Genomic DNA, 13,013 nt, shown 5'->3' with positions numbered 1-13,013 from the left:
CGACACATTGGTCAGACCGAGTGTAAGCTCGGTGAGTGAAACCACAAATCATCATAATAAACCGCGTAGCGGTGAAACATTTGTAACACTGAGCGAAAGCTCGGTGAAGAGCGTAAGCTCGGTGAAGAGCGTAAGCTCGGTGAAGAGCGTAAGCTCGGTGAAGAGCGTAAGCTCGGTGAAGAAAAGCACTAACAAACTAGCCACATCGTGGCGACACATTGGCAACACTGAGCATAAGTTCAGCAAAAAGAAAAAATATGGCAAATAGTTACACCCAAATACATCTTCAGTTTGTATTTGCAGTTAAATATAGAAATGCGGTAATTGCCCATACTTGGGAAACCGATTTATATAAATACATAACTGGCATTGTACAAAACAACAAACACAAACTTATTGCAATTAATGGAATGCCCGACCACATTCATATTTTAGTTGGTTTTCATACTACTCAATCTATTGCAGATTTAATGAGAGACATCAAAGCCAACTCATCCAAATGGATTAATGAAAACAATTTTACAAAAGAAAAATTCGAATGGCAAACGGGTTATGGTGCATTTAGTTATTCAAAATCGCATGTTCAAAACGTTATAAATTATATTAACAACCAAAAGCAGCACCACACAAAACAATCTTTTTTAGACGAATACATAGCACTTTTAAAAAAATTTGAAATAGAACACAACATCGAATATAGTTTTAAAGAATTACTATAACAACAGGATCAAAAGAATATCAAGATACATCAATTGTACAACTTTGACAACCTTTTGAACTTTGACAACGTTTGTTATAAAATTATAGTATTTTTGGGAATAGAAAGGGAAATAAACCAAACTGAGATTGGTGAATGTTTAAACGGGTATACGTTAGTTAGGGGCAACCGTACCGCAGACTGTGCAAATAAAAACATATACAGAAAAAAGTATTATTTAAAAATCGCTAATTTTGAATTCGACAATAAAAAGTGAAATACATAAGAATCTTGTTTATGAAAAACTGACTTTGATTGTAATTTTAAATCACAAAGACAAATATAGTTAGTTATGAATATTTCTATTTTTAAACCTAAACACGCTTTACTACAAAAATATATTAGTAGCTATTTTTTTCTTGAGCAATCTGAAACAGAAATATCTGATTTTCTGATCTTTCCTAGTCTTTCGCCCAATTTTTCTTTTTCGATTAATACTAGCACAGAAGTGATTAATAATAATAGAGTAATTACAAAACAAAGCAAACCAAATTCAGTTGAATCTTTCCTTATTGCTGACAATTCAAAACCGATGCATTATACTTATTCGGGGAAAATTTATGAATTAAGTATAAGTTTTAAGCCATTAGGAATTAATGCTTTTTTGCCAAAAGATTTAAACTACTATGTAAACAAAGGGTATGTATCTCATTTTCCCTATGATGATATTCAAAAAACCTTGATGAGAATTTTGAAAATCCCAAATAAAGAAGAAGCAATTGATGCCTTAGAAACCTATTTAATCAGTATATACAAACCTTTTAAACATGTGTTTTTAGTTCATGTTGTAGAAGATTTTTTTGAAACAAAGGGTAATTTCAATATTGCGGCTATAACTAAAAAACACCAATTAAGCAGACAAACGCTAAATACATATTTTAAAAAATATATCTGTCGTTCTGCTGTTGAAAGCAAGAGAATAATCAGATTTAGATGTGCTTCTGAAAATTTTTTTCAAGATACAATTACGGAACTAACCTATGATGTTCATTATTTTGACCAATCGCATTTAATAAAAGATTTCAAAGCGTTTACAGGTCTTACACCCAAACAGTTTTTTGCTCAAATTTATACTACAGCTGATTCGCATATTATGTGGATATAAAACGCTTACTTGACATTTTTACAATTTTAGTATTTCAAGTGGCACGTATTTTTGCAATAAATTTATAAACGCAGAAATATGAAAAAGGTTTTATTATTGACGTATTGTCTCTTTGCGACTACTTCAGTTTGCTTGTTTGCCCAAGAAATTCGTGAAGGCGATGACTTTTATTTACATGTCAACAAAACTTGGCTTGATACTACTCAAAATCCATCTGTGGTTTTAAAATTAATTAGTGAAAAAACTGATTTAAAATTATTAAAAATCCTTAAAAAAAACGCGCAAAGTCAAAATCTTAATCTAAATTCTCCAGAAAAGAAACTTGCTGATTATTACAATAGTGGCTTAGATACAGTAAAAATTGAAACTAGAGGTATTCAGCCATTATTGAAATATTTTGATAGAATCGACAAGATTAAAAACATTGATGAATTTTTTAATCTTGTTGCCACATTATATAATGAAGGACATGGGTGTTTTTTAGGTATTGATGTTACTCAAGATGATAAAAATAGTCAATATATGGCTTTATTTTTAACCCAAATTGGTTTAACATTAGGGATACCTTCAGTTTATAGTGAAGAAGGCGAAATTTTTGATGCAATACGAAACAGTTATAAAAAATACAATCAAACAATTTTTGAATTAATTGGGCAATCAAAAGAAGTTGCAGAAAAAAATTCAAATGATGTTTTTGAATTTGAAAAAGAAATGGCTAATTCTTTTATGCCTGAGGCAGATTTGTACAATCCAGATTTAGCATATAATAAAATGACTTTAGTTGAACTCGAAAAGTTAACGCCACTAATCCATTGGTCAAAACTATTTAAAATCATGAACATCAAAACAGAAAGTGTAATTATTCAAAATCCAAAATACCTTATTGCATTAAATACTTTAGTTCAAAACAAAGATTTAGAAGTTTGGAAAAATAAACTAAAAGGATACATAATATTAAAGAGAACAGCTGCTCTAAGTTTTCAATTTCGTGAAGCTTTAGTTCAATTAAAATCGGTATTCACTGGAGGTAAAATTTACACTCCTAGACAAGAAGAGTTACTTACTGTGTGCAATAATGAGATCTTAGGACAACTTTACATCAGAGAATATTTCAATCAAAAATCAAAGGAAAAAATTGAAAATATAGCACTTAATATAAAAAAAGCATTTAGAGTAAGACTTTCAAAAAACCAATGGATGACTGAGGAAACCAAAAATAAGGCATTAAAAAAACTTGATGCTTTAGGATTTAAAATAGGTTATCCTGAAAGCATACATGATTATAAAGAAGTTAAAATTAATACATCATTGTTTTTTGAAAATATGGATAGTTGGTCTGCCTACAATTTTAAATTGAAAACGGAAAAGATTGATGAAAAAATTGATAAAAAAAAATGGCACGAGGTACTTCCCCAAACAGCAAATGCCTATTACGACCCGGTAAATAATGAGCTTATTTTTCCGGCAGCAATACTCCAGGAACCTGTTTTTAATCAAAATCATTCTGATGCAGTTTTATATGGATCAATTGGTTATATAATTGGACATGAGCTAACCCATGGTTTTGACAAAAATGGAAAAAAATATAATGATCAGGGCAATCTTCAAGATTGGTGGGATGAAAAAGATGAAAAATCATTTGAAAATTTATGCTCAAAACTAATAAATCAATTCAACCAATACGAAGTAGCAGAGAAAATTTTTATTAATGGTGAGCAAACATTATCTGAAAATATTGCAGATTTAGGAGGATTAACTGTTGCTTATGATGCTTATAAGTTATCTGAAATGGGAAAGAAAAATGATACAGAATTCGATAAACAATTTTTTATATCTTTTGCTAAAGTTTGGAGGGAAAAGCTTTCAGAAGATGAGTTAAGAAATATGATTTTAAGAGATACTCACACACCTCCAAAATGGAGAGTAAATGGTGTGCTTTCAAATTTTACACCATTCTATGAAGTATTCAATATTAATAAAAAAGAGAAGCTTTACAAAGATAAAAAAGATAGAATTGTAATATGGTAAATAGTAATCTTTTAACTATTAATCGCCAGCTGAAGGCATATAATTCAAAAAACTTAGAGGAATTCATAGTTAACTTTTCAGAAGATATTAAAGTTTATGAGTTTCCTGAAAAGTTATTGTATGAAGGAAAAGATCAATTCAGGTTATTTTACAGTCAACGATTTTTATACTCGAATTTACTCAACTGTATAATTAACAACAGAATAATCTTGAATGAAATAATTGTAGACCATGAAATAATTCATGGAATAATTGAAAATCCAGTAGAAGTGATAGTACTCTATAGTTTTAAAAACAATTTAATTTTTAGAATAGATTTTTTGAAGTAAGTTATAATTACTAACAATACAAAAAAAAGTTAAGAAAGATGATTAGTATTCGCAAAACCAGTTTCGTTTGCTATTTATATTTTATATCGGGACAATATTCAAACTTCTTTCTCTCTACTTCATCTTTACAGAATGTTTCTAAAAAACTTGTCACAATAACAATATAAAAAAAACAACACAAAGCAACGGACGTGAAAACGGCAGCCGATAACAGCAGTTTCTAGCTATTGCTGGTTTTTCTTGAATTGTACTTATTTCTTCACGAAAAAATTTTATCTTAGCAGAAAGTACGCAGTTCATTGGAATCGCAACAGACGTAAAGCCGCAAAATGCTAACAATCAGTGCTTTTACCAGTTAGTAAAGGGATACAATTAATTGAAAACTAGGAAACATTTTATATTTACAAAAATTTAAAAAAATAAACATATTATGAACAATACTGAAACTCAACTTCGCAATGCTCTTATCGATAATATCCTAAGATACTTGATAGATGAAAATTTTCCTCGTGTCATAAAATGCCTCGAAATGTTAAATGAAGAAGAAATTTGGTATCGACCAAATAGTCAATCAAATAGTGTTGGCAATTTGGTATTACACCTAAATGGCAATTTGAATCAATGGATTCTTGACTATATTGGTGGAAAACCTTTTGTGAGAAATAGGCAATTAGAATTCGATGCTGAAAAAACGCATAGTAAAGAAGAGCTTATACTTATGATGACTAATTTAAGCGAAGAGTTACGTCCTTGTATTCAATCAGTCACCAGGGATAAATTGTTGGGGATTCTACCCATACAGAATCAACAGGAAACAGGCATTTCAGTTTTAATACATATTACAGAACACTTCTCATTTCATACAGGACAGATTGCTTTTATAACAAAATGGTTAAAAGAACAACAAACTAATTTCTATTAAAACTTCAAAAACGATAACAAATTACTCCCGCTAAGCAAAGTCAATGAGCGCGTGCATCTTACCCTCTCCGAAGCCGCCCTTCTGAGCAATAAAATTAAAAACCACAACCTTGTTACCCTTTTGAACTTTGACAACGATAATTCCAAAATAGTAGTATTTTTGGAAAGTATAATAAATTAAACATGCTACTATATACAAGTTGGTAGCAATTTAAATGACATCGTAATGAAAATTTGTGCAGCTCAGACAAGACCTATTAAAGGGAATATTCCCCAAAATATTGAAACGCATAAGAAGCTTGTAGAAATTGCTATTTCTAATCAAGTTGACATTATTATTTTTCCTGAACTCTCTTTAACAGGTTATGAGCCTGAATTGGCTGATGAATTATCAACTTCACAATTAGAAGACAATAGATTAAATGACTTCCAACTTATAAGTAATGAAAATAATATAATTATTGTTGTTGGTATGCCAACTAAAAGTGAAAATGGAATTTGTATTAGTATGATAATTTTTCAACCAAATGAAAAAAGACAAATTTACTCAAAACAATATTTACATCCAGGAGAAGAACAATATTTTGTAAGCGGACAAAACATTTCACCAATAGAAAAAAAGGACAATAAAATTGCCTTTGCAATTTGTTATGAAACTTCAATCTTTGAACATTCGGAAGCGGCACATAAAAACGGTGCTGACATATATATTGCAAGTGTTTTAAATTCTGTAAACGGTGTTGATAATGACATAAAAAGAATTTCAGAAATCTCAAACAGATATGGGATGATTGCATTAATGTCGAATTTAACAGGGAAATCAGGAGACTACGAATGTGCGGGCAAGTCTTCAATTTGGAATAGACAAGGAAATTTAGTTGGACAACTAAATAGTGAAGATGAAGGACTGATTATTATCGATACAATAAATCAAGAAATAATAGAAAAGTATTTGTGAACTAAACTGCCCCCCATTGGAAAAATAAGGAAAATAACGTAAAATAAATTGATAAAAATAGAATATGAAAAGTACTATTGACAATGTAGAAATATATGAAATCGAAAATTATCTAACCTATATTCGTCCGCCAGAAGAAATTAGAGACAAGCTTGATATTTCATATCGAATTGAAAAACAAAGTGTGATTATTTTTGAAATTAGACCAAATTGGCGAGCTGAAAATGAAAAAATGGAAATTGATATTGTTAAATCAACTTTTGTAAAGAAGGATAATAACTGGAAAGTTTATTGGAAAAGAGCAGATTTAAAATGGCACTTATACAAACCAAATCCAATTGTTAATAACTTGCTTGATTTTATAAGGTTAATTGAGAAAGATGAATATGGATGTTTTTGGGGATAATCCGCCCCTCTCCGAAGCCGCCCTTCGGAGCAATAAAATTAAAAAAAAACCTTGTCAACCTTTTGAGCTAAGACAACGTTTATTTTAAAATGATAGTATTTTTTGAAATTGAAAGGGGAAGAAACATGTAAATATCTTACCAAATAGGGTGTATACCTATACAGAATATGCGACTATAAGTTAGTTGAGCAGCATGCTAAAAAAAATCCGTAGAAAAGAAGATGATATACTAAAAAGATATACATTTGTAATATAAATATAAAGCATATGAAAACAGTATCATTAAAAATAGATGATTCAATATTCGGAGAAACTGAAAAAATACTATCTCGCATAAATATTCCCAGAAACAGATATATCAACGAAGCAATTGAATACTATAACAAAGTACAAAAAAGACAAATTTTAGAGAAAATGCTTAAAGCTGAATCTAGCTTAGTTAAAAAAGATTCCATGAATATTTTAAAGGATTTTGAAAAAATTGACTATGCAGATTAATCAATATGAAATTTGGATTGCCGACTTAAATCCACAAATAGGAACTGAAGCTGGGAAAACTAGACCAGTATTAGTTGTGCAGACAAATTTATTAAATAAAATTCCGCATCCATCAACAGTTGTTTGTCCAATTACAACTAATGTTCAAAAAGATTCTCATATATTAAGAGTTCATCTGAAAAAAGGAATGGCAAATTTACATGAGAATTGTGACGTAATGATTGATCAAATTAGAGCAATTGACAATAAACGTTTGATTAAAAAAGTTGGAAATTTACCTGTTGAACTAATTGAAAATATAAAAGAAAATATTGCAATAATAATTGACTTAGAATAGCAGCACGAAAACACAAAAGCTGTCAAACGCCTTCGCTAGAATACGGTCTCGGGAAATCGAGAATGTCAAACTGTAATTTTTCGTCCTGAGAAAAGAACAACTTTTTCTTTAATAATTACCAAATTTTGGTGACTTAAATAAAAATAAGTAAACTATGGGAAGAAATACATCTGTTTCTCTTGGAAACTATTTTGAAAACTTTGTCGACAACAGAGTTTCAGAAGGAAGATTTAAAAACGCTAGCGAAGTTATTCGAGCTGGATTAAGATTGTTAGAAGAAGAAGAAGAAGAAAGCAAAATTATTGCACTCAAAAAAGCTATAAGTGAAGGGGTTGAAAGCGGAACTGTTGAAGACTTTGATCCAAAAAAACATCTTGAGTCGTTGAAAGCCAAAAAGAGAAATGGCTGAATACAAAGTAACAAACAACGCTGTCGAAGATTTATCCAAGATTTGGGAGTATACATACGAAGTTTGGTCTGAAAATCAATCGGACAAATATTATTTTGAACTTCTTGAAGATTGTCAAGTATTGGCTGAAAATCAAAACTTAGGGAAAAATTATTTTGAGATTGACAATGATATTTTTGGTTATAAATCTGGACAACAAATCATATTCTTCAGAATATTTAGCGAAAAAGAAATTGAAATTACAAGGTTTTTACATTCTAGAATGGATTTAAAAACAGAATTCAAGAATAAAACTCCCCTCCTCAATGCTGCCGAAAGCGTCACTACTATTCCCCGTTAGGCGTATTTACCCATGTCGTGCGGTAGCTGGGAAGATAATCTGGTGACTACAACTCTATCTTTCAAAGAAAATTTGTAGGTTTGTTTTGTCAGTGATTGCGGCAGCAACTGGTGCAAGCTGTATACGTTGGCAGTAATTAAACTCAATATTAACCATAAAAATGAAAAAAAAAAATGAAAAAAACAATCTTACTTATTTTATTAGTCTTGCCAATGACAATTATCGCTCAATCGAAATTTAATGCGGAAGCGTATGGAACATCTCTGATAATTAAAAGCGACGCAGGATTAGCATATGGAGCTGGTTTAGGTTACCAAGCATCAAGCCGAATTAATTTAATTTTAGGTTTTATGAATGGAACAATCGATAGCGATTTGATAAACGATGATTACAATGTTAGTAAATACTATTTTAATGTTGATTATAGATTTAATTCAGAAGATTCAAAGTTTGGAATAGCCTCGATTATGGGTTTTTCTTATATGGATTTCGATGATAAATTAAATTTAGATGATGGTAATGGATTTGGTATGGATTTAGGTGTAAGAGCATTTATTTCTCAAAACGATAATTATGAATATGGTTTTAGACTAATATCGACTTATAATAGTGAATCACCTGGAGCAATATTAGAAACTGGATTATATTTTAAATATAAATTTTAAGCTGAAAAAATAACTCCCTAGCGAGAGCATCTTGCTATTGCCCACCAAGAAATTTTAAATAATAAGGACTTTATTATTTCCGAAGCCACCTTGCTTAGCAATAAAATTTAAAAAATAACCTTGTCAACCTTTTAAACTTTGACAACGTTTTTTCAAAATAATACATATATTAGTTGCAGAGAAAACAAAGTTTGATAGCAGTCAAAACAATCCACCCAATAATTGGAGAGATTGTGATTAATTTTCAGGTCTAGATATTAGTTTTAAATGATTAAAATATGAAAATAGCTTACAAAAAGAAATACTTAAATATAAATCTTATATATGCTTTAATTTTCACGGTGACGTTGTTTACAGTTTTTTTGGAAAGTTCAGAGAGTTGGAAAATCATAATAGGGATATTGACACCTACTTGTTTTATCGCAAAATATTTTTATCAGAAACAAAACAAATATCTAACAATTGAAAATGAAAGGATAAGAGTTAATAACATTTTCGGTCAAGGCATTAATTTAAATGAAATACTTACGATTGAAAAATATGCTGGGGATTATATACTTAAAACTGGAAAGAAAAAACTAAAAATTGATACAACCATTATAGAGCCCTCGGAGCTATCTAATTTAAATTCAGCATTGGAGAAACTAAATGTGAAGTGGGAATAAAAACCTCTCTGCATAACCCCCGCTAGCGCGAGCATCTTGCTCGTACCCACCAAGAAATTCTGAATAATAAGAACTTTCTAATTTCCCTTTTTTCTACTTTTACATAAGTTTGTTACCCAAAAACAATCAGAAATAGAATAATTAAAACAGTAATAATATGATGATACAACCCTACCTTGATTTCTTTCTTCGCGACTTAGATAAAGTCAAAGAAGAACTATTACTCTACAAAAATGAAAACGATCTATGGACGGTTAAAGGTGACATCCAAAACGCTGCAGGAACACTTACGCTTCATTTAATCGGAAACCTCAAACATTTTATAGGTGCGCAAATCGGTTTTACGGGCTATATACGCAATCGTGACAAAGAATTTTCTGATCGGAACATCTCACGAGAAAAACTGATTTCCGAAGTTGAGGAAGTAATTTCTATAGTAAAAAAGGTTTTGCCAACTATCAAAGATGAAGACTTCAGCAAAGAATTTCCAGTTGAAATGTATGGAGCGAGAAGAACCACCGGCTATATTTTGCTGAGTCTATCAACTCACTTCTGTTATCATCTCGGACAAATAAATTATCACCGGAGATTACTTGCTTACTAATACAAAAAACCTAGCGCTAATCTAGAGGAAAGCGATTTACTTCTTCTGTTCGCTTTCGCTTGATTCCAATTTATGAATTTTAAAAAAAAACAATTACAATCTAGTAATATACAAGCGTATGTTAAATAAATACTTAAAATTATATAGAATTATAGCAGCACAAATCACTTAGTCAGTTCGCTTCGATCGGGTGCAAATCCGCTAGCGGATAACTAACAACTTACATATGGAAAAAAAAAGTTTTATAGAAAAATTTGCTCAATTTCAATTTACAAAAGGAATGATTGCCTTAGCAATTGCAGTTATAATTATAGCTTATGTGTTACTAGAGAGTTTGTTTAGCTAAAATAGGTTACCTTACTCTTTAAAATATCGTTTCAATAAAATTTGCGCCGCTACAAAAGGCGACACTTCACCCTTGGCAACAGCTTTTTTGTTTTCCTCTAAAAGTTGTCCTATTTCAGGATGCGTATAAAAGTCGTTCTTCAGTTGTTCGTTAATGGTTTCTAGCATCCAAAATTGGTTCTGGTCTTGGCGTTTTTGTTCAAAATAGTGATTGGCTTTTACCAATGCAACATAATCTGAAATCGTTTGCCAAACGGCATCAATATCCGTTTTTTCATAAGCACTACAGGTAGAAACTGTCGGTATCCAACCCGAACTTTTAGCCGGAAATAAATGCAACGCTCTGTTAAATTCGGTTTTGGCCAGTTTCGCTTTATTAATGTTATCGCCATCGGCTTTGTTAATGACAATCGCATCCGCCATTTCCATAATCCCACGTTTAATACCTTGCAATTCATCGCCAGCACCCGAAATTTTCAATAGTAAAAAGAAATCCACCATACTGTGCACCGCAGTTTCGCTTTGTCCCACGCCAACCGTTTCAATAATAATCGTATCAAAACCTGCCGCTTCACAAAGGATAATCGTTTCACGCGTTTTTCGTGCTACGCCACCCAATGTTTCTCCCGAAGCCGATGGGCGGATGTACGCATTCGCATCTTTTACCAATTCCTCCATGCGGGTTTTGTCGCCCAAAATACTACCATGCGAAATAGTACTGCTGGGATCTACCGCTAGGACGGCTACTTTTTTACCTACTGCCGTCAACAGTTTTCCAAAAGCTTCAATAAAGGTTGATTTTCCAACGCCAGGAACACCTGTAATGCCAATACGAACCGATTGGTTGGCATGAGGCAAACAGCCCGTAATGATTTCACTGGCTTTCGCCAAATGGGCAACATTGGTACTTTCTACTAAAGTGATGGCGCGACTTAACGCGACTTTATCTCCCGATACAATACCGGCTATGAGTTCTTTAGCGGTGGGCTGTTTTTTTCGGCTTTCGACGATTTTTTGCAATGATACTGCACTCAGGGTTTCCGGTTGCGGAACTCCCTCTTTTTCGTGAAGTGCTGATTTTTTGGGTTGCTTGTCGTTCAAGTGAAAATCGTTTGGGTAAATTTAGTAAAATATTGCTTTCTAATAATTCGAATCACCGCAATTTTACGAAACCTTTGATTCTCTTTTCCTTTTTTTTGACGTCCTTTGCACAATAATTTACAATTTCGAATGGAAACTGCAATCGATAGTACTGAAAAAAATCATGTACTTCACAAAACAATTTATTCTATACTTTTTTCGATAAGTTTTGCCCATTTGTTAAACGATTTAATTCAGGCGATAATTCCATCGGTTTACCCCATTTTGAAACAGAATTATCATCTTACGTTTACACAAATCGGATTGATAACATTTGCGTTTCAATTATCGGCATCCTTGCTTCAACCCTTTATTGGCTATTATACAGACAAATACCCAAAGCCTTTTTCTCAGGTATACGGAATGCTGTTTTCTTTGGCTGGAATAGTGGCCTTATCATTCGCCAATACTTTTTATTGGATTTTACTTTCGGTAGTATTAATAGGTATTGGTTCTTCTATTTTTCATCCGGAATCCGCCCGAATTTCCAATATGGCATCCGGTGGGAAACGTGGTTTAGCTCAATCTATCTTCCAAGTGGGTGGTAATTTAGGAACAGCACTTGGTCCACTTTTAGTAGCCTTAATAGTGGTGCCTAATTCCCAAAAATACATTCTTTGGTTTGTTATTGCTGCGGTGATTGCCTTGGGTATTATCAGTAAGATTGCTTTTTGGTACCGCGATCATTTGGTATTCAAAAAGAACAAGCCCACGGTGTTTATTGATTATCATAACGTGTCTAAAAGCAAAGTGAAATGGGGAATTGCCATTTTGCTCATCGTTATTTTTTCTAAATTCTTTTATACAGCTTCATTATCGACCTATTATACTTTTTACATCATGGATAAATTTGGTCTAAGTATTAAACAAGCCCAGTTTCACATGTTTATTTATCTAATTGCGTATGCCTTAGGAACCATACTCGGCGGCCCATTAGGCGATAGAATAGGGCGGAAACATGTTATTTGGTTGTCTGTTTTTGGTGCCACACCCTTTGCTTTGTTGTTGCCGTACGTTAATTTGTTTTGGACCGATGTTTTGATGATTACGATAGGCGTTATCATGTCATCAGCTTTTCCGGCAATCTTAGTATATGCACAAGAATTAGTGCCTAAAAAACTCGGAATGATTTCGGGGTTGTTTTATGGTTTTGCCTTCGGAATGGGCGCTTTGGGTTCGGCATTGTTAGGGAAATTAGCCGATGCGACATCCATTCAATATGTGTACCATGTGTGTTCTTATTTACCTTTGGTTGGAATTATATGCTATTTTCTACCGAATTTAAAGAAGAAATAATAGTTAGATTTAAACTGTTGGGTGTAATCAACAAAAATAAATTAAAAATTAACTTTTTTAATTAAATCCCATAGTCCATTAGAATCCAAATGTCAGTCTGAGCTTGTCGAAGACCAATAAAAAATACATTTCGACAGGCTCAATGTGACAATTGTTATAAAATTAACCTTAAAAAATAATTACCCTAATGGGTTAATAGTTAGATTTATT

At 31.9% G+C, this 13,013-nt stretch carries 15 protein-coding genes; 14 read left to right on the top strand and 1 reads right to left on the bottom strand.

Annotation, left to right across the window (positions count from 1 at the left end):
* The first annotated feature begins 257 nt into the window (after window positions 1-257).
* From tnpA to ACIQ2L_RS07755, 13 genes are all read left to right on the top strand, one after another.
* Window positions 258-719 (top strand): IS200/IS605 family transposase, encoded by a 462-nt coding sequence (gene tnpA / locus ACIQ2L_RS07815; protein WP_396157627.1) that lies wholly within the window; start codon window positions 258-260, stop codon window positions 717-719.
* Window positions 720-1,049: 330 nt separating this feature from the next.
* Complete coding sequence (locus ACIQ2L_RS07810; protein ID WP_396157626.1) at window positions 1,050-1,862, top strand: helix-turn-helix domain-containing protein; 813 nt, start codon at window positions 1,050-1,052, stop codon at window positions 1,860-1,862.
* A gap of 78 nt (window positions 1,863-1,940) precedes the next feature.
* The gene (locus ACIQ2L_RS07805) at window positions 1,941-3,890 is read left to right on the top strand and encodes a M13-type metalloendopeptidase (RefSeq protein WP_396157625.1); all 1,950 of its coding nucleotides are present in this window, start codon (window positions 1,941-1,943) and stop codon (window positions 3,888-3,890) included.
* 759 nt (window positions 3,891-4,649) lie between these two features.
* Entirely contained in the window at window positions 4,650-5,141 is a 492-nt protein-coding gene (locus ACIQ2L_RS07800) for a DinB family protein (RefSeq protein WP_396157624.1), read from the top strand.
* Between the two features lie 225 nt (window positions 5,142-5,366).
* Window positions 5,367-6,098: a carbon-nitrogen hydrolase family protein gene (locus ACIQ2L_RS07795; RefSeq protein ID WP_396157623.1), complete on the top strand. Its 732-nt coding sequence runs from the start codon at window positions 5,367-5,369 to the stop codon at window positions 6,096-6,098.
* Window positions 6,099-6,162: 64 nt separating this feature from the next.
* On the top strand, window positions 6,163-6,504 hold the full coding sequence (locus ACIQ2L_RS07790; protein WP_396157622.1) for a DUF3024 domain-containing protein: 342 nt from the start codon (window positions 6,163-6,165) through the stop codon (window positions 6,502-6,504).
* 267 nt (window positions 6,505-6,771) lie between these two features.
* Window positions 6,772-7,002: a hypothetical protein gene (locus ACIQ2L_RS07785; RefSeq protein ID WP_396157621.1), complete on the top strand. Its 231-nt coding sequence runs from the start codon at window positions 6,772-6,774 to the stop codon at window positions 7,000-7,002.
* Window positions 6,992-7,339 carry a type II toxin-antitoxin system PemK/MazF family toxin gene (locus tag ACIQ2L_RS07780; protein ID WP_396157620.1) on the top strand — a complete coding sequence of 116 codons (348 nt, stop codon included), beginning with the start codon at window positions 6,992-6,994 and terminating at the stop codon, window positions 7,337-7,339. Before ACIQ2L_RS07785 ends, ACIQ2L_RS07780 begins: the two co-directional genes overlap by 11 nt.
* Before the next feature lie 154 nt (window positions 7,340-7,493).
* Window positions 7,494-7,748, top strand: coding sequence for a type II toxin-antitoxin system ParD family antitoxin (locus ACIQ2L_RS07775; protein ID WP_396157618.1), 255 nt, complete (start codon window positions 7,494-7,496; stop codon window positions 7,746-7,748).
* Window positions 7,741-8,088 (top strand): type II toxin-antitoxin system RelE/ParE family toxin, encoded by a 348-nt coding sequence (locus ACIQ2L_RS07770; RefSeq protein ID WP_396157617.1) that lies wholly within the window; start codon window positions 7,741-7,743, stop codon window positions 8,086-8,088. The genes ACIQ2L_RS07775 and ACIQ2L_RS07770 overlap by 8 nt, the downstream gene beginning before the upstream one ends.
* 173 nt (window positions 8,089-8,261) lie before the next feature.
* Complete coding sequence (locus ACIQ2L_RS07765) at window positions 8,262-8,753, top strand: hypothetical protein (RefSeq protein WP_396157616.1); 492 nt, start codon at window positions 8,262-8,264, stop codon at window positions 8,751-8,753.
* 278 nt (window positions 8,754-9,031) lie between these two features.
* The gene (locus ACIQ2L_RS07760; RefSeq protein ID WP_396157615.1) at window positions 9,032-9,418 is read left to right on the top strand and encodes a hypothetical protein; all 387 of its coding nucleotides are present in this window, start codon (window positions 9,032-9,034) and stop codon (window positions 9,416-9,418) included.
* A gap of 157 nt (window positions 9,419-9,575) precedes the next feature.
* Window positions 9,576-10,022, top strand: a complete 447-nt coding sequence (locus ACIQ2L_RS07755) for a DUF1572 family protein (RefSeq protein ID WP_396157614.1) — start codon at window positions 9,576-9,578, stop codon at window positions 10,020-10,022.
* A gap of 357 nt (window positions 10,023-10,379) precedes the next feature.
* Here ACIQ2L_RS07755 and meaB read toward each other — a convergent pair whose 3' ends face one another.
* Complete coding sequence (gene meaB, locus ACIQ2L_RS07750) at window positions 10,380-11,468, bottom strand: methylmalonyl Co-A mutase-associated GTPase MeaB (protein WP_396157613.1); 1,089 nt, start codon at window positions 11,466-11,468, stop codon at window positions 10,380-10,382.
* A 129-nt stretch (window positions 11,469-11,597) separates the two neighbouring features.
* On the opposite strand from meaB, the gene ACIQ2L_RS07745 reads away from it, so the two are divergent.
* The gene (locus ACIQ2L_RS07745) at window positions 11,598-12,803 is read left to right on the top strand and encodes an MFS transporter (protein WP_396157612.1); all 1,206 of its coding nucleotides are present in this window, start codon (window positions 11,598-11,600) and stop codon (window positions 12,801-12,803) included.
* Window positions 12,804-13,013 lie beyond the last annotated feature (210 nt).

This window comes from Flavobacterium sp. (assembly GCF_044369455.1).
Lineage (GTDB): Bacteria > Bacteroidota > Bacteroidia > Flavobacteriales > Flavobacteriaceae > Flavobacterium.
The sequence above is the reverse complement of the archived record's forward strand: the minus strand, read 5'-3'. Positions and strand labels throughout refer to the sequence as shown.

Excerpts from the sequence above, each read along its gene's own strand:
- tnpA (WP_396157627.1), top strand. The coding sequence starts at position 258 with ATGGCAAATAGTTACACCCAAATACATCTTCAGTTTGTATTTGCAGTT.
- ACIQ2L_RS07810 (WP_396157626.1), top strand. The coding sequence starts at position 1,050 with ATGAATATTTCTATTTTTAAACCTAAACACGCTTTACTACAAAAATAT.
- ACIQ2L_RS07805 (WP_396157625.1), top strand. The coding sequence starts at position 1,941 with ATGAAAAAGGTTTTATTATTGACGTATTGTCTCTTTGCGACTACTTCA.
- ACIQ2L_RS07800 (WP_396157624.1), top strand. The coding sequence starts at position 4,650 with ATGAACAATACTGAAACTCAACTTCGCAATGCTCTTATCGATAATATC.
- ACIQ2L_RS07795 (WP_396157623.1), top strand. The coding sequence starts at position 5,367 with ATGAAAATTTGTGCAGCTCAGACAAGACCTATTAAAGGGAATATTCCC.
- ACIQ2L_RS07790 (WP_396157622.1), top strand. The coding sequence starts at position 6,163 with ATGAAAAGTACTATTGACAATGTAGAAATATATGAAATCGAAAATTAT.
- ACIQ2L_RS07785 (WP_396157621.1), top strand. The coding sequence starts at position 6,772 with ATGAAAACAGTATCATTAAAAATAGATGATTCAATATTCGGAGAAACT.
- ACIQ2L_RS07780 (WP_396157620.1), top strand. The coding sequence starts at position 6,992 with ATGCAGATTAATCAATATGAAATTTGGATTGCCGACTTAAATCCACAA.
- ACIQ2L_RS07775 (WP_396157618.1), top strand. The coding sequence starts at position 7,494 with ATGGGAAGAAATACATCTGTTTCTCTTGGAAACTATTTTGAAAACTTT.
- ACIQ2L_RS07770 (WP_396157617.1), top strand. The coding sequence starts at position 7,741 with ATGGCTGAATACAAAGTAACAAACAACGCTGTCGAAGATTTATCCAAG.
- ACIQ2L_RS07765 (WP_396157616.1), top strand. The coding sequence starts at position 8,262 with ATGAAAAAAACAATCTTACTTATTTTATTAGTCTTGCCAATGACAATT.
- ACIQ2L_RS07760 (WP_396157615.1), top strand. The coding sequence starts at position 9,032 with ATGAAAATAGCTTACAAAAAGAAATACTTAAATATAAATCTTATATAT.
- ACIQ2L_RS07755 (WP_396157614.1), top strand. The coding sequence starts at position 9,576 with ATGATGATACAACCCTACCTTGATTTCTTTCTTCGCGACTTAGATAAA.
- ACIQ2L_RS07745 (WP_396157612.1), top strand. The coding sequence starts at position 11,598 with ATGGAAACTGCAATCGATAGTACTGAAAAAAATCATGTACTTCACAAA.